This window comes from Nostoc sp. FACHB-888 (assembly GCF_014696655.1).
In the GTDB taxonomy this organism is placed as follows: domain Bacteria; phylum Cyanobacteriota; class Cyanobacteriia; order Cyanobacteriales; family Nostocaceae; genus Nostoc.
The window spans coordinates 1-20724 of record NZ_JACJQM010000066.1; the positions used below are offsets into that span (position 1 = coordinate 1).

The window sequence follows — 20724 nt, forward strand, 5'->3', positions numbered from 1 at the left end:
GCATTTTTTGAGGCAGGCAAGGCATTGGCCCAGTTGCGCGATCGCAGGTTATACAGATCCACTCATCGCACATTTGAGGAGTATTGTCGTGATAGATTTGGATACACCCATCGCCGAGTCAATTATCTAATAGCTGGTTCTGTAGTATTTGACAACATAGTGGCGGGAACAAATTGTTCCCAAAATGGGGAAGCGGATGAAATGGGAACAAATTGTTCCCAAAATGAGGGAGTGGATGAAACGGGAACAAATTGTTCCCAAAACGAGGAAGTAGACAAAACTCGACCTAACCCCTCACGAATCCTACCAACTAATGAAGGACAAGTGCGCCCTCTGGCAAAGCTAGAACCCCAGCAGCAGGTTAAAGTTTGGCAACGGGCAGTACAGGAGGCTGGCGGTAAAGTTCCCAGTGCCAGGATCGTCACTGATGTTGTGCAGAGAATTATGGAACGTACCAGAATACCCAACAGCTACCAAATCGGCGAAGTCTGCCAAATTCTTGCTAAGGAGAATCCAGAACTCAGAGGAAAGGGTGGGTGTTGGGCAATTGTCAGCGCAGTGAATGACTTTAGTTGCACTGTGAGAGTCTGGGATGGCGAACATACGGTTGGGTTGCAGCACCTCAAATCTTACAATTACTTGCCTGGCGAATGTGAGCAGATGCAGGTGATTTGCGATCGCATTAATCGGGTGTATTCGAGTGGGCTGGAGGAGTCGGTGCAGAAGTTTTTGGAAATGCTGGGGAAGCTGAAGCGTGCTTATTTGACTGGGTTGGAAGAGAAGCTGTTGGGTTTAATTGAGCGAGAATATGGTGTTACAGACTGAAGTATTATGTTCAACGCCTGACGGCATCTAAGGTTAAACCACCAATTTGAACTTCTACAGGAGTTGCAACTGGGCAACGTGATCAACGCCTGACAGCATCTAAGGTTAAACCCTTCCGGGGGGACAAAAAGGGCTAGGATACAGATAAAATAAGCCTCATAGCCCTTTCTCCTTGTTGATAACACTTACGCTTATTAGGAGCTAGTGTCATTAACTCAGCCACCAATTCATAAGAATTTTCCATAAAATCGACCCAGTTAGACCCATATAATCCAATATAAAAACTGCTATGACGGCGAACTGTCCTTAAGAATTCTTTGATTCGACCGACATATTTTTGAACACCTATGCCCTACTTACCTTTCAGGATTTTCTTTTTTTATTCTTTTATTTAGAATACCCGGAAAGTGACAGAACAGGGATATATTTAGGTCATGTTCAGTCTATACTACATCTGAGTGCATCTCACTCAACTGAAAACCGCTATAACGATCGCTTGCATATTTACACTACTTTTTCGACCACCAGTTTTTGGCTGTGGAATTAGTCCTGATAGTAGTTCTCACTGTTCTAAAGTCAGATTACTTGGATACGATGGATTCATAGCTCTCGTAACGGTATCATACTTAAATATTTTTTCTACTGACAGGATACCGTTACGTGAACTTATCCCACTAATAAGATTCTTTGAATCCAGATATGGATAGTAGCAAGGTCAATGAATGAATCAAAATATACTTTCTGTCGCTCCCAGCGAACAACCAAACGACGATATTTACGTTGATACCAAGCAAAACAACGCTCTTGCTGAAATCTTGGAGCAGAGATTTTGATGGGTCTGCCTTTGTTTTTCTTTGTTTTCCAGACTCGTTTTGGTATTTGGGGTCGAATACCCCGTTTGCGTAAGTTGGCGCGTTGTTGTTTGGAGTCATAACCTTTATCGGCAGCCAGTACCTTGAGCCGTTTACGTGGTCTACCACGCTTCAAAGTTTTAAGTTTTACCTTATCAAGTAGGGGTAACACCTGCTCTCTCTCATTACCCTTGGCTGGAGTCGTACAGTTAGAAAGGGGCATTCCATTACCTTCTGTAAGTGTGTGTATTAAGATACCTTTACCTTTGCCACCATAAGCAACTTCTTCACCCCCGCCCTTCCCAGGGGGAAAAAGACCCGTCAACCGCGCCGAACTCCCAGTTTATCAGCCCTTTCTCATTTGCGATCGCTAACACACGCGCTTGTAAATATTCAAATGTTCCATCTGAACGCCATCGCTTTAACCATCAGTGGGATGAGCTTTTCGATGCCCAAGTATCCCCCCTTGGTAGATCGCACCATCGACATCCAGTAATCAGAATGTACAACAGACTATTTAATACATGGCGATACGGCGCATGAGGCATTCCTTTACCACGCTTTTCTGACTCAACGGGAAATATATCTTCAAACAATTTCCATTCCAAGTCACTCAATCCTTCAAAACGTCCAGCCATACCGTGATCCACTCTTCTTAGTTGAAAAGTAGATTACCACAATCTGGCATTAGTGGGATAGGTTCGTGGGCTTTCTTATTTCTCAGACATCCTCTTAGAATTATTAATGTTCCTTCAACAAATTGAACTGTAACAATGTATCTGCTGTTTTCTTAATCACCTCAAACTCTATACCTGATTTTTCCGAAATCTCTAATAGCGTATGATTACCGTCAGATAAATTTAAAACCCACAACATAGCCATTTCACTCTTTTTTGTATCAGTTTGCCCACCTATAGCACTGTATAACCCTCGTTTACCCAACTGCGGTTCGCATTTAGGATTTTGATTTAAGTATTTTTTATTATTTTCTATAATATCTAAAACCGACAAAATTTTTGAGAAAGAATCAGCAAGATATTGAGGTTGTACAAGTTCCAAATTGTCGGCAGATGTATGATATTGGGGATAAGTACCATGAGGCGATCTCATAAAACACCCTACAGGAAGATTAAAGCCTGGTGAACAAAACTGCCGTTCATCATAGCCATAGGGAGAGAACTCCATAATTTTATAATCTTGACCAGAACTCTTCAACACATGAGTAACAGCTTTGTCAATTTCGGCATTACCTCGACGGCTTTTTTTGTAATGAAACTTGCCCGGATCACCCACACAGGTTACAACTAAACCATGTTTAATTTTGTCAACATTAGCTTCATTTAAAGCTAACCAAGTAATAGAACCGATGGTTCCAGGAATGAAGAGAAAGCGATAGGAGTAAGAAGGTGAAATTTCGCTGAGATGTTTGGCTAAAAAAGTTGCCAATGCTATACCTGAGAGATTATCATTACAAAGCGATGGGTGGCAGGTATGACACGAAATTATAATTTCATCCGTTTTTTTCCCTCTAATGTAATACTCTCCGTAAGTTAAACAACCATTTTCTAACGAAGAATCAATGCGAACTTCATATTCTTCATCTTTTAGTTCCAATAATTGATTATGACTAAGACAAAAACCCCAGTTTTCTTTGTAATAAGAAGTTCTATAAGGAATCCAATCAGGCTGATCGTGCAGTGTAAAAAGATGTGCTTTTAAATCCTCTAATGGCATCTTTTCATGAATATTAATGCTGTAATTAACTATATGGAGATTAGATTGATGGAAATTTACAATCTTTTCACCCTGTGAGTTTTTGATAAAGGCATCTCTAATATTCCATTCTTTGGGAATAGTCCAATCAAATACTTGAGTGCCAGTGGGGATATCATGAATATCTAAAGGAATATGTTGTTTAATAATGTTTAGTGTTTTTCTTAAGCCATCGCCAGTAATACTACGACAAATAGGATACATATCTGAGATTAACTGATACATTTCACAGCTAATATTATTTACATTAACACTATTGTTTATATCAATGTTTTTCTGCATTTTATTTATTAAATTACTTTATAAAATGGGTTAGGTTGCAAAAACTTATTCAGGATCAAATTATATTTAATAAATTAAAAGTAGTTATATTTATATTGAAAATTTGAACACTAATATGTATGCAATTTTTGTACTTCTTACTCTAGTTCTAAACCAAGAAAGAGATTACAGCTAAAAAACGATTTTGCGGCAATAAAAAGCTTCTGCATATTTATTGGGTGAGTTAGATTCAACTCCTCGCAACCTTAGAATTGATAGAAATGTTTCTTCTGTAAACCATTGTTTATTATTTTGTGACGGAAAGCTATCAATAATATATTGAATTTTATTTTGGCAAATTTCATCATTTAAATTAACAAAGAAATTAGGATTTCCTAAATCACCATCATATTTAGGTATTTCATACTCTAAAATTAAGTGATTTCTAAATGTATTCCAAGTAAATTCGGAAATTAAGCGATGATCTTGATGCAAATCCTGGCGATAATGAGTAAAAATTAAATCAGGACTGTATTCTCGTTTTAAGTCCTCGAAAAAGGATTTAATTTCGATTGCTATGAAAGGAAAAAATCCATCTTTAAATTTTTTTATTACTATATTTTTTATATGTTTATTTTTTAAAAATTTATTAGCGCTATTATAAGCTTCCTCTTCTCTTTGTAAGTTTGAACTAAATACAACCCAATAAAACATAATATTTGGGTAAGTTTCTACCAATTTTAATATCGTACCTCCGCAACCAATTTCTATATCATCACAATGCGCTCCTAAACACAAAACTTTATAGTCAAAGTTTTTTTCTCCTTCAAAAGTGAATTTAAGCATATTGCTGATTTTTTAACTTCATAGAATATTTTTTGTAACCACTTGTTAGAAAGGCTAATTACAGTAGATATTCACTTAGTATATCTACTGTTGTGTTAAAGAGATTGGTAGTTATCCTTGAGCAAAAACTACTGATGCAGAATCATTCGTAAACTGATTAATGCGGCTATATTCTAAAGATTTTTCCTCCTTTTTCAGAAGTTTCCATACTGCCCAAGGAGCGTTACCTTGACAATACATATCATCTAATTGCTGCTGCTCTTTGAAAGTATCCATGCACGCCCAAAAGCCGTTATATTTATAAGCTACTAATTGTTTGGTTTTAATTAGTCTTTGAAATGGTTCAAGTACCAATTCTTCTCCGGCTTCAATATATTTAAAGATGTCTTTATTAAACACAAAGAAGCCTCCATTTATCCTAATACCAGCTTGCTGAACACTTTGGATATCATTTACTAACCCATTTTCTTGCGTTGAAACTAAATGGAAACTTTGCGATGGTTTTACACACAGAAAACTGGCTATTTTGTTATGTCTATAAAAATCATCAATTAAGTCAGGTAGGTGTAAATCTGTTAAGCCGTCGCTATAATTGACTAAAAAGGACTCTTCTCCTTCTAAGTATCTTTCAACCGCCTTGAACCTTTGACCTATGTTTGAAGTCAAGCCTGTATCAACAAAAGTAATATTCCAATCTTCAATGTCACTATTTACGAGTTTAATTTTTCTGCCTCCCTCCTGTAAAGTAAAATCATTAGAAACACACTCATCATAATGGAGAAAATAATTTTTGATGACATCTGCTTTATAACCAAGGCACAAAATAAAATCTTTGTGTCCATAGTGAGCATAGTATTTCATCACATGCCACAATATTGGTCTGTAGCCAATGTGAACCATTGGCTTAGGAATATTGGTGGACAATTCTCTTAATCTTGTTCCTAAACCGCCGCAAAATAAAACTACTTTCATCGTAATTTCCTTTGGTATTAATAAATCAGATTAAATTCCAGTTGCCTTTTTGCTCAAGCATAGACATTGATTTCCGGAATCGGGACTACAAATTTCCCACCCCAATCACGTACATACGACATTTGGGACATTACTTCATTTTTCAGATTCCAAGGTAAAATTAATAGATAATCTGGCTTAGTCTCTTGAATCTTATCTGGATGAAAGATTGGGATATGAGTACCTGGTAAAAATTTACCTTGTTTGAAGGGATTTCGGTCTACGGTGTAATCAAGGAAATCTTCTCTAATTCCACAATAATTCAAAAGAGTGTTACCTTTCCCAGGAGCGCCGTAACCAACGATTGATTTTCCTTGCCGTTTAGCGGAGATTAAAAATTCCAAAAGTTGAAACTTGGTTTCCTTCACCTTTTCAGCAAAAGAAAAATAACTTTCTATGTTGCTAAACCCTGCGGCTTCTTCTCTTGCTCTTAATTCCTTTACCTGCTGAGTGATAGATTTGGAATTATCGTCTACATGGCAAGCATAAATTCTCAGAGAACCACCATGTGTAGACAGTTCTTCTACATCAAAGATAGTTAAATTGTGAGCAGCAAAAATATTCTCTACTGTGAGTAAGGATAAGTAAGAAAAGTGTTCGTGATAAATAGTATCAAATTGGTTTCCCTCTATTAGTCGCATTAAATGAGGAAATTCCATAGTAATGACACCTTCAGGCTTAAGTAAAATCTTACAGCCTGCAACAAAATCGTTGATATCAGGTACATGAGCAAGCACATTGTTACCTATTAATAAATCTGCTTGCTTGCCATTAGCAGCTAATTCATCTGCTGTGTTTTGTCCAAAGAACTTGACAATTGTAGGAATCCCTTTTGTGATAGCTACCTCAGCGACATTAGCTGCTGGTTCTATACCCAAGACAGGTATTTCTTTTGATACAAAATATTGCAATAAGTAACCATCATTACTAGCTATTTCTACTACTTGGCTTGAGGTGTTAAGTCCAAAGCAAGTTATTACTTTTTCGGTATAATTTTTGGCATGTTGTAACCAAGAATCAGAGTAAGACGAAAAGTAAGCATAGTGGCTGAAGATATCTTGCGGACTAACATATTCTTGAAGTTGAACTAAAAAACAGCGATCGCACACGTAAACATGCAGTGGATAAAATGGTTCCATTTGGTTTAGCTGTTCTGCTGTCACGTAACTTTCACACAGTGGTGACATTCCCAAATCCACAAAGGTGTGCTCTAACGTTGTTCCACAGAATCGACAGTTACAACGCTTTACGCTTGTACCATTTTGTACAAAGGTTTGCAAAGTTGTCATAGTCATTTATTTTTTAGCTCCCACACTGTTATATGTAATTTGATAGTGGTATACGAAAACCCTTACATCTTCACACCTGGTTGGGCGTGGCTAGAGTATAAAACAGATTCAAACAAAGGCCAGCTTGTATCTTTCTCAGAAATTTCACTTATAGCTAAAGGCCATTCAATCCCAAAAGCTGAATCGTTATAGGGCAGCCCACACTGATAATCTGGCGCATAGAATTCACTCATTTGATACACAACTTCAGCCGCATCAGTTAGCGTCTGATAACCATGAGCAAACATTTCAGGCACGTATAAAGCTCTACGGTTCTCTGCTGATAGCTCAACACCAATATGTAACTTATATGTAGGAGATTCAGGGCGCAGGTCGATGATCACATCATAGATAGCGCCATGAGTACAGCGAACCAACTTTACCTCGGTTGCCGGAGTAACTTGATAATGCATACCCCGGAGAGTACCCTTTTTGTAGTTGAAAGCGAGATTGCACTGGGCAATTGTTGGCTTTAAACCGTGAGTCAAAAATTCCTGAGCGCAAAAAGTACGAGCAAAGAAGCCACGAGTATCTTGCCGTTGCTCTATGTCTATAACGAATGCACCTTTGAGTGCGGTTTCTGTGAATAGCATGACTTATTCCAGAAGAAATTTTGATCTATTTGCTGAGTCCGAATCAAATACTCTAGCTGCTTTAAGCGAGTGAACCCTTTAAATAAAAAAGTGGATTCTGACATATCGATAGCAGTAAACACATCGAACAATTGCTGTGTACCTTTAACTGCATTCCACTCACACTTAAATCCCGGTAGTCTGGTATTAATCTTCTCGAAAGAAACCCGATAGCTGCGGTTATCAGCACTAGCGTCACCAAAAGAAAGTTGGCATCCAGTAAAAACTTCAGCTACTATCTGGGCAATTTCTTTGACTTTATAGTTGCTAGCAGTGTCACCCACATTGAAAATTTGGTTGTGAATAATGTCGCGTGGGGCTTCTAGGGTACATACAATTGCTTTGCAAATATCTAGCAAATGAACTAACGGTCGCCAAGGAGTACCGTCGCTTGTCATCTTGATTTCTTTAGTCGTCCATGCCAGCCCAGACAGGTTATTTAACACAATATCGAAGCGCATTCTGGGAGATGCGCCGTAGGCGGTGGCATTCCGCAAAAAGGTAGGAGAGAAACTATCGTCACCTAATAACTTAACATCTCGCTCTACCAAGGTTTTACATTCAGCATAGGCCGTTTGGGGGCTGACAGGAGACTCCTCCGTAACGTAGTCATCAGTACCAACGCCATAGACACTGCATGAGGACGTATAGACAAAGCGACGCACACCGGCTGTTTTAGCTAGTTGAGCAAGTTGAACTGAGCCTTGATGGTTAATTTCATAAGTCACATCAGGACGTAACTGCCCGGCGGGATCGTTAGAGAGTTCAGCTAAATGAATGACTGCCTCAACACCTTGTAAATCTTCAACTGTGATATGGCGGATATCTTTATTAAGAGTTTTGGCTGTGAGTCCGGTACCGTTGTATAGCCAACCAACTTTGTAAAATCCTGCGTCAACTCCAATAACCTCATGACCGTGTTGCATCAAGATTGGGGCTAATAAAGAACCGATATAGCCTTCAGTTCCAGTTACCAGTATTTTCATGGATGTCAAACCTGATAGGTAGAGCTTGGTTTTGTAAAAAACCTTTGTTAACTTACTACAAAACCATTTCTTCAATACGAGCTACGTCGCATGAAGAACTGCTTACAAGACTGTCTCTCTCGATTGCGCCTAATGTTGTGGTATCTGGCACAATCCCTTACATAAATACCAGTGTGTAATAAGTATGTTTGTGATCGCGTTCAGGAAAACGTATGACTTCATGTACAAGTTATATTAGTTGACTTTACTTTAATTTGTCTATTTATCCTACTTTTCCTACTTTTCCTACTTTTGTTACATCTAATAATATTTAAAATAACAGAAAGCTAAAAGCCATTCTTTTCTGATAAAAATTAAGCCATAAGGAGGAAGAAACCACCGTTCTAAATTAGTTAATTTTAAAACCTACTCAATAACTAATCTTTATCGAGATTAGTCATACTACATTAATTATGTTAACTACACTATTGCTTCAGCTATTGGATTTTTTTAACTATTAAAAATAGTTTATTAAACTCAAAGTTTGAACTAAAATATAACACGAGTATAAATTAATAATTAATCGTTAATTTATTTAATACTTCACCTAAGTTAATAACTGGAGATTCAAAACTGTTCTATGGCACGACGCTCGTTGAAAGCATCTACTGTAGGTATTGAGAAAGCAAAAAGGGCTTTCAAAGCGAGGGAATGGACGCAAGAGTATCTAGCTAGTGAGGTAGGGCTTGAGACTCGCCAGTCAATCTGGAAATTTTTTACAGGTAAACCGATTGAGCGTCAGAACTTTATGGAAATTTGCTTTCAACTCGGTTTAGATTGGCAAGACATTGCTCAACTACCGGATCAGAGGCTACTGACAGAAAACAACCAGACATGGGAAAACTGCCAAGATGTCGAAAGCTTGGTGCAGATGTTGCGATCGCGTCGAAGTGATAAGATTCAATCTCAATATGCCACTACGCAGTTGTTAGATATTCCTCAACCAATTCAACTAGAAGAAATTTATATCAACACCAATATTCTGAATAATATTACAAGTCGAAGATGGTTAGATATCCTCGATCTACAAGAGTCTATTTTAGAAGAATTCGACTGTTTTGATTTTAATCAACTTCATCAAGAACGAGTCTCTGCAATACAAGCAGTTATCACCTATTCCAAACTGATGGTACTAGGTAAACCAGGGTCTGGGAAAACCACATTTTTAAAGTATATTGCTATGCAATGCAATCAAGGCAAATTACTATCAGATCGGATACCTATTTTTATTCGTTTGAGAAACTTTGCTGAGAATGCTAGAGAAACAGTAAGTTACAGTTTATTGAGCTATATTAGTCAAGAACTTGCCGATTGCGGTGCTTCAGACATAGAAATCCAAACATTATTAATTGACGGCAAAATATTATTTTTGCTGGATGGTTTAGATGAAATTCCAGAAGATGATAACCAAACAATAATCAGCAAAATTGCGATTTTTGCGGAAAAGTATTATAAAAACCAGTTTATTATTACGTGTCGGATTGGTTACCAAAAGTATCGGTTTGAGGAATTTAGCAATATTGAAATTGCTGATTTTGACTCCTCCCAAATTGAGGCTTTTGTCCAAAACTGGTTTATCAATGTTAGCAATAATTCCCTAGAGAAAGGACAAGCCTTAACTTGTCAGTTCGTGGAAAAATTACAGTTATTGGAGAATAAACAAATTCGAGAACTAGTCGTAACGCCACTTTTGCTTAACCTGGTTTGTTGTGTATTCCAAGACCATTCAGACTTTCCAGTTAGAAAAGTCGAACTTTACAAGCAAGGATTGGACATTCTACTCAATCGCTGGGATAAAGTAAGGAACATTAAACGAAATGAAATTTATCTTCGTTTGTCTTTACCTCAAAAGTTTGGATTGCTGAGTCAAATTGCTGCTATTACCTTTAAGCAAGGTCATTACTTTTTCACGCAAAGTAATGTCCAGCAATACATTAAGGAGTACCTTTATAACTTACCCATAGACCAAACTGAGCAAACTGAGTCGGAAGGACTGCAACTCAACAGTGAAGTAGTGCTTAAATTGCTTGAAACACATGGATTACTGATAGAGCGGGCACGGGGAATTTACTCGTTCTCCCATATAGTTTTTCAGGAGTATTTAACAGCTAAAAATATTGTTAGTAGTCCAAATTCACAAATATTAGAAAAAAAACTAATTGAGCTAGTTAGCCATTTGACTGAACGACGTTGGCACAAAATCTTTTTACTAACCACTGGCATGTTGGATAATCCCACTTGTCTGTTGCAATTCATGAAGCAAGATATTGATCAGCTTGTCGCTTTTGATAAGCAATTGCAAAAGTTCTTGAACTGGGTTAACCATAAGTCCCTTTCAATTCAGTCTACCCATAAAAGAGTGGCTATTCGTGCCTTTTATTTGACACTAGAACTTCTCGACAACCTGAATTTAACTAATGACTTGCCTTTTTCCCTTGGTATCGATCTCAGGCTTACTAGTAGTCTTACTCCTGATTTAGCTCTAGATATCGCTCTTCAGTGTGCGCTTCAGTTAAGCCTTGCCCTGTCTTATGAACCGTCTTTGGATCGAGTTTTGGCTTTAAGCTTTGCTCTCCCTGATGACCGAACTCTTGCCTGTAACCTTGAGTTACAGAGTTCTTTGCAAAAACTCAAAGAGCAGTTACCAACTCCAGTTCAAGGCAGAGAAAAGTTAAAAGAATGGTGGAATGCTAACGGTCAGACTTGGGCTAATGAATTGAGGTTGGTGATAGTTCGGTGTCGCAATATTGGTCATCAATGGCAGTTCAGTGAGGAGGATAAAGAAATACTCAAACAGTACTACACTGCTAACCAGTTATTAGTAGCTTGTCTCAATAGTAGTTGTAAAATAACTCCCACTGTAATAGAGAGTATTTTGGCAACGTTATTGTTACCTACCCCTAAAAGATTGATGACATATAGCAGCATATAACAGGTTTATATATTCAACCGCAAATTTTAAACTAACTCAGCAACTAGCGTTACTGAGTTAGAAAAGTTTTTACGCAGATGAGTGACCAAATGGATACAAAATTAGACTGAAAATATACGTTAACTTATACATTTCCGTAAACGCGATCGCAAACGCCTTACTGAGACAGTTTAAATATTACAAGATTGTTAATTGATAGCGGTTGTGGTGTTATTAACGCAATATGCTGCGGATGCGTTAATGAATGATACAGGTATATGTGTGTTTCTGTGTGTGTTTCTTGTGTGTTTCTCTTTGATAAGTAAACTCAGCTAGCGTTTCAGCCAAAAGGAAATAAATTTGCAGTGAATTGTCGGGGGTAATTTGCTAAATTTGACTTCAACACCTTCTGGCTTCTGTGCTGAACCACTTGCAAAAAGCGAGGTAGTCACAGTAAAAGGTAAATTTTTCTTTATTAGAGAGAAAAAGTTTTTTCTTAAAGGAGTTAGTTACGGTCCTTTCTCCATCGGTAGCCACGGTGAGTCCTTTCCTGAAAAATCAGTTGTGGAAAAAGATTTCGCCATGATTGGAGAAATGGGTGCTAACTGTCTGCGTACCTATACTGTTCCACCTGATTGGCTTTTAGATTTAGCTGCAATCTATGGTCTTAGGCTGTTAATTGGTATACCTTGGTCTCAGCATATCGCCTTCCTCGACTCTTCTGCTGTGAAAGCAGAAATCCGTAACTGCATTGCTCAAGGAGTTAAAGTTTGCCGGGATCATCCTGCCACCTTTGCCTATTTAGTGGGTAATGAGATTCCTCCAGATATTGTCCGATGGCATGGAGCAAAACCAGTTAGGGCTTTTATCAAAGAGTTAATGGCGGTAGCAAAATCCAACGATCCCGAAGGTTTAGTAAGCTATGCGAATTATCCTTGCACTGAGTATTTAAATATTGACTTTACTGATTTCTCATGCTTTAACGTTTACCTGCATCGGGAACAAGATTTTCGCCGCTACCTCTCTCGGCTTCATAACCTTGCTGAGGATAAACCTCTAGTACTGAGTGAGTTTGGCGTTGACTCAATGGGTGAAGGAACCCAAGTCCAAGCGGAAATTCTTTCTCAAAAGCTGTCATCTAGTTTTGAGATGGGAGCAGCAGGAACGATCATTTTTTCTTGGACGGATGAATGGTTTACTGGTGGATATGCCATACAGGACTGGGCTTTTGGTTTAGTTGATGCAAAACGGCTTAAGAAGCCAGCTTTCCAGACAGTTCAGCAATATTACACAGCGTCTCTGCCGCCAGTGTTACCTGAGTATCCCAAAGTCTCAGTGGTTGTATGCGCTTACAATGCTGAACGCACGATGGATAGTTGTCTAGCTTCTCTCAAAAAACTTAACTATCCCAACTATGAAGTAATTGTAGTTAATGATGGATCGCGCGATCGCACTCTCGAAATTACTCAGCGTTACGACTATGTACGCCTAATTAACCAAGAAAATAAGGGATTAAGCGTCGCCCGCAACGTTGGTATGGCTGCCGCTACTGGCGAGATTGTCGCCTATACCGATTCTGATTGTATGGTAGATCCAGACTGGCTCACCTATTTGGTCGTCAAGTTTCTTTCCTCTGATGTAGCTGCCGTAGGTGGGCCAAACTTATCTCCCCCCGAAGATTCTCTTGTTCCCGCCTGCGTTGCCGTGTCTCCTGGCGTACCTACCCACATACTTTTGAGTGATGAGGTAGCTGAACATATTGCTGGCTGCAACATGGCTTTTCGTCGGGAGATTCTAGAAGAAATTAACGGCTTCAACCCGATATTTCGTACTGCTGGTGATGATGTCGATATCTGTTGGCGACTGCAAGATAAAGGTTACACCATTGGTTTTAGCCCAACGGCAATAGTATGGCATTTTCGCCGTAACACAGTAGCTGCCTATCTCAAACAGCAGCAAGGCTATGGCAAAGCAGAAGCGCTGGTTTATTTTAAGCATCCCTACCGCTTTAACCTTCTGGGGCAGCCCTCTTGGTTGGGGAGAATCTACGGAGATTTATCTACATTTCTTCGTATTGGTCAACCAATTATCTACTCTGGGGTGTTTGGTCGCGGTCTGTTTCAAACCTTGTACGAGCCTTCTTCCTCTCTCATCGCTTACCTCCCCCTCACACTAGAGTGGAATGTCGCAGCTTTTATCCTATTTGTATCCGCGCTATTGTCTGGCGATCGCCCATGGTTAGGTGCAGTAATGTTCCTTATCTCTTTTAGCTGGTGCGTCGCTGGTGCTATACAAGCGCGGATTGACTCTCGTTTTCTTAAAATCAGGGCACGGTTGCTTGTGGCACTGCTGATTTACCTGGGGCCAATTGTACGTAGTATAGAGCGATACAAATGGCGCATAAAGGAACTTAAGAAAGCGGAACCGATAAAGTTTGATGAACTGTAAATAAAAATAAAAGCATAAAAAAAATGACTCAAACACTAACTCAAGCAGATTTGATTAAGTTTGATTCGCCAGCCAGCAGAGTAAATATTTCCTGGCGCGATCGCGCCTATGAGTTGTCCTATTGGACAGAAACAGGAATGGAGAAGGAGAACCTGCTGCAAAAGGTAATGGATTTACTCCTGCCTTCCAAGTATTTCATTGCAATGGATCAAGGCTGGAGCGACTGGGATTTAGAGATTTACCAGGGGATTTGGTCAAAAGTTCAGCTCAAAGTATGTACCGAAAATCATGGAGGTAACAAAAGAGTTTTACGGGTGCGGTGTGCCCTGAGAATGTCACAGTTAGCAACTATGGCTATGGTTGGCTATTGTCTGTTCACAATTGTGGCGATCGTTCTGGGAATGCCAGAAGTAGCAAAATTCACAATTGCAGTAGGTATCCTCAACGCCGTTTTCATGTTATATCAGCACTTCCAGTTGGGACGTATTCTTTATCAAGTACTAGAGATTATTGCTAGAAGAGGAAACTTGGTGCCAATACAAACCACCAGCAACAAGTCTGTCACAGAAAGTGCAATATTACAGTCCTGACGAACGTCCTGGTACTCCAATAACAAATGAAATGACTAGACGGGAGGTAAATCTGTAAGTGAGGCAAGAGATCAAAGCGATAATGCATCGATACGGGCAAATGCTCCGATATCCGCTGCGCCACTGGCGTACCTTAATAGCAATCCTCGGTCTCACAGCTGGCACTTCAGCCACCGCAACACTTCAACCTTGGCCAATGAAAATCCTGGTGGATTATGCCTTTGGTCAAGCAGTGATCCCCCCACTAGCTGGATCATTTCTGGAGACTTTTAACTTGGCGCTCACACCGATGTTGCTGGTCGTTGTCGCCGCTGTTTGTAGCCTCGGACTTTATGCTCTAAACGCTACCTTGGAAACTACCCTTAGCTGGGCCTGGAGTGCTGTCGGGCAAAGTATGGTGTACGAATTGGCCCAGAAACTGTTCTATCGTTTGCAACGCCTTTCACTGTTGTTCCATAACCAACGGACTGTTGGTGATTCCCTCAGCCGTTTGGCCGGAGATACTTATTGCGTTTACACCTTGAGCAGTGCTTTGCTGATTTCACCTGTGCAGCACCTGCTGACGCTAGCAACTATTAGCATCGTCGCCTGGAATCTGAGTCCTTTACTAACGTTGCTTTCACTTTTCGTAGCACCAATGATGGGTGGTTCAGCCCTTGTTTTTGGTTCCCGACTCAAGCGCCGGACAAAACTTAACCGCGAAGCCCAGTCACGCCTCACCAGTTTTGTCCACCAAACGGTAACAGCAATCCCCATGATCCAGGCATTTGGTAGAGAGAGTTACAATACCCGGCAGTTTGAATATTTAGCGGCAGACGCAGTTGTCTTATCACAACGTGAAACTCTGCTCAAGAGTGTTTACGGTGTGGCAAATGGTACTGTGACAACGATTGGTACTGCGATCGTTCTGTATGTGGGCGGGCAGCAGGTATTATTAGAGGCTATGACTATCGGCAGCCTGCTCGTCTTCTTAGCATATCTCCAGTCTATACAAGCAGCATTTAAGGGACTATTTGGCATCTACGGGAGCCTAAAGTCTGTAGATGCCAATATAGATAGAGTGTTAGAAGTTTTGGATGCTAAAGATGGGGTGCAAGATGCTCCTACTGCCAGACCATTGCCTGCTCATCCAGCAAGAGGACGCGGACACGTATGTTTAGAGAAAGTCACCTTCGGTTATGAACCTAACTATCCCGTCCTCCAAGAAATTACCCTGGAAGCGCGACCCGGAGAAACGATCGCTCTGGTAGGCGCGACAGGTGCTGGTAAGAGTACACTGGTTTCCCTGATTCCCCGCTTTTTTGACCCCTGGCACGGACGAGTCCTTTTTGATGGGGTGGATGTAGGAGGTGTGCAACTGGAAAGCTTGCGATCGCAAATTGCCCTAGTGCTGCAAGAACCGTTTTTGCTGCCCCTCTCGGTAGCACAGAATATTGCCTACGCGTGTCCAGAGGCAAGCCTAGAGAAAATTGTAGCAGCAGCCAAAGCGGCCAAAGCGGACGACTTTATTCAACGGTTGCCCCAAGGCTATGACACCCTGATTGGCGAAAGAGGAGCGCTCCTTTCTGGAGGACAGAGACAGCGACTAGCGATCGCCCGGGCATTGCTTAAGGATGCACCAGTACTGATTCTCGATGAACCTACTTCTGCCCTAGATGCCCAGACTGAGAATTTACTGCTGGAAGCTTTAGATCGCCTTATCGAAGGACGGACTACGTTTATCATTGCCCATCGACTGTCGACGATTCAACGAGCAGATCGAATTGTTGTTCTGGAGCAGGGAAAGGTTGTGGAGATGGGAACACACCAGGAGTTGCTGGCTGTCCGTGGTTTCTACTATCGTTTGCACTCCTTGCAGTTTTCCAAACCGTCGCAGGAGGTCGTTCTATGAAACTGTGGTGGCTGCGACTTGCACGTTACGCCCTGGTTCGTTGGCACGGACTCACGTTTGTAATGGTGCTAATGCTGATTAATGTGGGGCTGAATGTACTCAAGCCCTGGCCTTTGAAGTTGATCGTTGATTGCGTCCTGAACAATCAATCGCTACCAAATAGCGTTGTTTGGCTCAAAACCTTGCCTGGCAGTGAATCCAACATTCAGTTGCTCGGTTGGTTAGCAGGTGCCACAATCTTTCTATTTTTATCCAGTGAGGGGGTTCGTCTTGTACAGGAATATGTTGGAGCTGGTGTTGCCAACCAGATGGTTTATGACTTGGGAGCAGCACTGTTTGATCGCTTACAACATCTTTCTTTGAGATTCTACAACCAACAGCAGGCTGGCGATCTTGTTAGGCGAGTAATGACTGACAGCATCTGCATTCAGAATCTGGCGATGGGGGTTTTTCTGCCCGTGCTTACTTCCCTGGTGAATTTGGTAGCAATGTTCGCCGTCATGTGGCAAATTAATCATTTCCTTTCACTGCTCTCGCTTCTGATTGCTCCTCTAATAATGTTACTAATTTGGGTCTTTAACCAGCCCATGACTGAACGAACCTATCAATATCAACAATTTGAAGGTGAGATTGTGGCGTTGAGTGAGCAGACCTTGACAGCGCTACCGATTATTCAAGCATTCGGACGTGAAGCACACGAAGATGAGCGCTTTCACTACCTGTCTCAAAAAGCCCTCCAAGCTTATGTACGCTCTATCCTTGCCCAAATGCAATTCAAAGTTGGGGTGGGAGGCGTAACCGCAGTAGGAACAGCAGCAATCATGGGTTACGGTGGCTTCCAGGTTTTGGATGGGTCACTCTCAATTGGTTCTTTACTGGTCTTTCTCTCTTATCTCGGCTCCCTGTACGTGCCGATGGCGACTCTGGCTTATATATCGTCCAGTTTTGCGGCAGCGGCAGCTAGTGCTCGTAGAGTGTTAGAGGTTTTAGATGCTAAAGATGGGGTGCAAGATGCTCCTGCTGCCAGACCATTGCCTGCTAATCCAGCAGGAGGACGCGGACACGTATGTTTAGAGAAAGTCACCTTCGGTTACGAACCTAACTATCCCGTTCTCCAAGAAATTACCTTAGAAGCGCGACCCGGAGAAACGATCGCACTAGTAGGCGCAACTGGTGCTGGCAAAACTACCCTAGTCTCCCTGATCCTGCGTTTTTTTGATCCCTGGCAGGGACGAGTTCTCTTTGATGGCGTGGATGTCCAAAGTGTACAACTGAAAAGCCTGCGCGAGCAAATTGCCCTAGTGCTACAAGAGCCGTTTTTGCTGCCGATAACGATCGCAGAGAATATTGCCTATGGCTGCTTTAATGCTAGCCGCGAAGCGATCGTCAAAGCCGCCCAAGCTGCGAATGCTGACACCTTTATTCAACGATTACCTCAAGGTTATGACACGGTAATTGGTGAGCGCGGAGCCACACTTTCAGGAGGCGAGAAACAACGGTTAGCGATCGCCCGCGCCCTGCTCAAAGATGCTCCAGTACTAATTCTGGATGAACCCACCTCTGCCCTGGATGCTCAAACCGAGTTTCTGTTGCTGGAAGCATTAGAGCGACTGATGACAGGACGGACTACGTTTATTATTGCCCATCGCCTCTCGACAATTCAACGAGCCAACCGAATCGTAGTTTTGGATCAGGGGAAAGTAGTAGAGATGGGAACTCATGAGGAGTTGCTAGCGGTTAGTGGTTATTACAAGAGGCTGTATAAATTACACTTCGGCTCAACACAACCAGCATCAGCCTAGTACCACAAGGCGGAACTCAAAAGTCAAGGTAAATACAGCAATAACAAAAATATCCGTTTAGGAAAATACTTAAATACTGATTAATTTTGTTACTAAATCATACAGATTTTCCAAAACCTAATAGACCGTTTATCAACCCATCTTGATTCGCATTACAATATGCAGCGCTCCCCTGAAATTGTGAATGATTTAACCAACCAGCCATCCCACTGCCAGACAATAACTCTTCCATCCAATGTCCAGGTGGGACTCAACAGTGTTATCAACCATGATGAGCGCTGTTTTGCTCGCTTCCAGAGCCGCATCAACCCCGCGCTGCTCGTTGGAGAAAACTGCACGATAGATTATGTCCACTTTGCGCTGGGCAAAGCTGCTAGGGTTGAGATTGGAGACTATTGCTATTTGACTAGTGTCATCCTGCTTTGCGAACAGGAAATTTGCATCGGCAAATATGTGGTTTTGGGATGGAATACCACGATCGCTGACACTGACTTTCATCCGATCGCGCCGGCAGAAAGAATTGCAGATGCGATCGCCTGCTCTCCTCTGGGGAAAGGACGGCTCCGCCCTCCTGTGATGTGCCAGCCGGTGATCATTGAGGATGATGTTTGGGTTGGCCCCAATGTCACGATCCTCAAAGGAGTTCGCATCGGTGCAGGAGCTTGGATTGAGGCTGGGGCATTGGTGACACGGAATATACCACCACGTAGCAGGGTGATGGGCAATCCAGCCCAGGTGATTGGGGAGGTAGAAGCCTAATGGATGCCACACGAACATTGCCTTGGGACTGGTATCCGGGAACAATTCCCGACAATGTTGTTTTAGGAGACGATACTTATATTGAAACTAGCCTCAGCTTTAAACTTTACCGCAGCCAACTGCCAGTAGGGCTACGATTGGGTAAAGGTTCTGCTGTATATAAAGATACTATGTTTGACATAGGTTCCCGCGCTCAGGTAAAGGTGGGGGAATATGCATTGATTCATGGTGCCCGCATCGTCTGCGATGCCGAACTGAAGATTGGCAATTATGCTTTGATCTCCTGGCAAGTCGTTCTCATGGATACCTACCGCTTACCATTCGACATTGCCAAGCGACGAAAAATTTTAGAACGAGCATTGTGTCAACTTTCTCAATTCTCTAACGCTGATGTCCCAGTCCAACCAATTTGGATTCAAGATAACGTCTGGATTGGATTTGATTCCTGTATTTTGCCGGGGGTAACAATAGGCGAAGGGGCGATCGTTGGTGCCCGATCTGTTGTTAGCGAGGATGTTCCACCGTATACCGTTGTGGCTGGCAATCCTGCTCGGATCGTTCGCCAGTTAGAGACAGGAGGTAGCAAGCATGAATTGTGAACCCCCTACTAAGGGAAAAATTATTGTCTTCGGGATTTTGTTTTGGTATCCCCTAGCAGGAGTAACTTATCAATTTCTCCACTATATGCTTGGGTTGCGTCAACTCGGCTACGATCCCTACTACATCGAAGATTCAGGACGCTGGATTTACAACCCCCTAATCAACGATCTATCTCCAGACGCTACCGAGAACATTAAGCGAGTCGCACCAATTTTGGAAGCCTATAGCTTTAAAGAGCGTTGGGGATTTCGCGGCCACTATCCAGGGGGCGAGTGTTATGGGATGAGCGAAGCCCAAATCCTCAACCTATATAAGGAAGCAGACGCATTCTTGAATGTAACTGGCGCTCAAGAAATCCGTGAGGAGCATTTAGCTTGTCGTCGCCGCATCTATGTTGAATCTGATCCAGTTGGATCTCAAATTCGGGTTGTTCAGGGAGACGAAACCTTAATTGCTGACCTGGAAGCCCATGATACACACTTTAGCTTTGGGGAAAATCTGGGTGCGCCTGATTGTGGAGTCCCAACTTCCCGCTTTGAGTGGTTGCCGACTCGTCAACCGATCGTAACAGACTTGTGGCACACGTCAGATAATATGCCAGGCATCGCTTACAACACCATTACCACCTGGGACAACAAGGGAGGTAAAGATATTACATATCAAGGTGAAACCTATTACTGGCGCAAGGCACGCGAGTTTGAAAAATTTATCGATCTGCCGCACCAGTGCTCAGTGCAATTTGAGATTGCGGCGGCTGATATAAGTCAGGATGTGCGATACCTGCTACAAAAACACGGTTGGAGCCAGGTAGACTCAATGGAACTCTCCCAAAATCTGAATTCTTACCGCAATTATATCCAGCGATCGCGCGGAGAATTCACCGTAGCTAAGGATCAATACACACGACTGCATAGTGGCTGGTTTAGCGATCGCTCTGCCTGCTATCTGGCAGCAGGGCGTCCTGTAATTACCCAAGAAACAGGGTTTAGCAAGTTCTTGCCCACAGGGAAGGGATTATTTGCATTCAAAACTATGGAAGATATTTTGGCGGCAGTGGACGCGATCGAAAGCGACTACGAAGGCAATTGCCGGGCAGCCCGCGAAATTGCCTCAGAGTACTTTGCCGCAGAGAAAGTGATTGGCAGTCTCATGGAGCGAGCGGGGTTATAAG

At 41.8% G+C, this 20724-nt stretch carries 17 protein-coding genes and 1 pseudogene; 9 read left to right on the top strand and 9 right to left on the bottom strand.

Annotation, left to right across the window (positions count from 1 at the left end):
- The coding region (locus H6G26_RS27215; RefSeq protein WP_190733055.1) for a hypothetical protein at positions 1 to 825 on the top strand (825 nt) is incomplete at its 5' end.
- Between the two features lie 133 nt (positions 826 to 958).
- On the opposite strand, the pseudogene H6G26_RS42880 reads toward H6G26_RS27215, so the two are convergent.
- The 9 genes and pseudogenes from H6G26_RS42880 to H6G26_RS27255 form a co-directional block, all read right to left on the bottom strand.
- Positions 959 to 1171, bottom strand: a pseudogene (locus H6G26_RS42880) (IS4 family transposase); the annotation flags it as partial.
- 320 nt (positions 1172 to 1491) lie between these two features.
- A complete protein-coding gene (locus H6G26_RS27220; protein WP_190733061.1) occupies positions 1492 to 2001 on the bottom strand; it encodes a transposase in 510 nt (169 codons plus the stop codon).
- Between the two features lie 103 nt (positions 2002 to 2104).
- Positions 2105 to 2314, bottom strand: a complete 210-nt coding sequence (locus tag H6G26_RS27225; RefSeq protein ID WP_190733063.1) for a transposase — start codon at positions 2312 to 2314, stop codon at positions 2105 to 2107.
- Positions 2315 to 2417: 103 nt separating this feature from the next.
- Complete coding sequence (locus H6G26_RS27230; RefSeq protein ID WP_190733065.1) at positions 2418 to 3731, bottom strand: DUF4910 domain-containing protein; 1314 nt, start codon at positions 3729 to 3731, stop codon at positions 2418 to 2420.
- 171 nt (positions 3732 to 3902) lie between these two features.
- A complete protein-coding gene (locus H6G26_RS27235; RefSeq protein ID WP_190733067.1) occupies positions 3903 to 4556 on the bottom strand; it encodes a PIG-L deacetylase family protein in 654 nt (217 codons plus the stop codon).
- A gap of 111 nt (positions 4557 to 4667) precedes the next feature.
- Complete coding sequence (locus tag H6G26_RS27240) at positions 4668 to 5528, bottom strand: glucose-1-phosphate cytidylyltransferase (RefSeq protein ID WP_190733069.1); 861 nt, start codon at positions 5526 to 5528, stop codon at positions 4668 to 4670.
- Between the two features lie 53 nt (positions 5529 to 5581).
- Entirely contained in the window at positions 5582 to 6862 is a 1281-nt protein-coding gene (locus H6G26_RS27245; protein ID WP_190733071.1) for a class I SAM-dependent methyltransferase, read from the bottom strand.
- A 56-nt stretch (positions 6863 to 6918) separates the two neighbouring features.
- Positions 6919 to 7488 carry a dTDP-4-dehydrorhamnose 3,5-epimerase gene (rfbC, locus tag H6G26_RS27250; RefSeq protein ID WP_190733073.1) on the bottom strand — a complete coding sequence of 190 codons (570 nt, stop codon included), beginning with the start codon at positions 7486 to 7488 and terminating at the stop codon, positions 6919 to 6921.
- A complete protein-coding gene (locus tag H6G26_RS27255; RefSeq protein WP_190733075.1) occupies positions 7446 to 8513 on the bottom strand; it encodes an SDR family oxidoreductase in 1068 nt (355 codons plus the stop codon). The genes rfbC and H6G26_RS27255 overlap by 43 nt, the downstream gene beginning before the upstream one ends.
- 619 nt (positions 8514 to 9132) lie before the next feature.
- Here H6G26_RS27255 and H6G26_RS27260 point away from each other — a divergent pair.
- The 8 genes from H6G26_RS27260 (at position 9133) to H6G26_RS27295 (ending at position 20723) form a co-directional block, all read left to right on the top strand.
- Complete coding sequence (locus H6G26_RS27260; protein WP_190733077.1) at positions 9133 to 11484, top strand: NACHT domain-containing NTPase; 2352 nt, start codon at positions 9133 to 9135, stop codon at positions 11482 to 11484.
- 372 nt (positions 11485 to 11856) lie between these two features.
- Entirely contained in the window at positions 11857 to 13911 is a 2055-nt protein-coding gene (locus H6G26_RS27265) for a glycosyltransferase (protein WP_242053897.1), read from the top strand.
- A gap of 23 nt (positions 13912 to 13934) precedes the next feature.
- Positions 13935 to 14501 (top strand): hypothetical protein, encoded by a 567-nt coding sequence (locus tag H6G26_RS27270; RefSeq protein WP_190733081.1) that lies wholly within the window; start codon positions 13935 to 13937, stop codon positions 14499 to 14501.
- Positions 14502 to 14601: 100 nt separating this feature from the next.
- The gene (locus H6G26_RS27275; protein WP_242053898.1) at positions 14602 to 16392 is read left to right on the top strand and encodes an ABC transporter ATP-binding protein; all 1791 of its coding nucleotides are present in this window, start codon (positions 14602 to 14604) and stop codon (positions 16390 to 16392) included.
- Positions 16389 to 18194, top strand: coding sequence for an ABC transporter ATP-binding protein (locus H6G26_RS27280; protein ID WP_190733084.1), 1806 nt, complete (start codon positions 16389 to 16391; stop codon positions 18192 to 18194). Before H6G26_RS27275 ends, H6G26_RS27280 begins: the two co-directional genes overlap by 4 nt.
- Positions 18195 to 18353: 159 nt before the next feature.
- Positions 18354 to 18953: an acyltransferase gene (locus tag H6G26_RS27285; RefSeq protein WP_190733086.1), complete on the top strand. Its 600-nt coding sequence runs from the start codon at positions 18354 to 18356 to the stop codon at positions 18951 to 18953.
- Positions 18953 to 19552 (top strand): acyltransferase, encoded by a 600-nt coding sequence (locus H6G26_RS27290; protein WP_242053899.1) that lies wholly within the window; start codon positions 18953 to 18955, stop codon positions 19550 to 19552. The genes H6G26_RS27285 and H6G26_RS27290 overlap by 1 nt, the downstream gene beginning before the upstream one ends.
- On the top strand, positions 19542 to 20723 hold the full coding sequence (locus tag H6G26_RS27295; RefSeq protein ID WP_190733088.1) for a hypothetical protein: 1182 nt from the start codon (positions 19542 to 19544) through the stop codon (positions 20721 to 20723). Before H6G26_RS27290 ends, H6G26_RS27295 begins: the two co-directional genes overlap by 11 nt.
- Position 20724 lies beyond the last annotated feature (1 nt).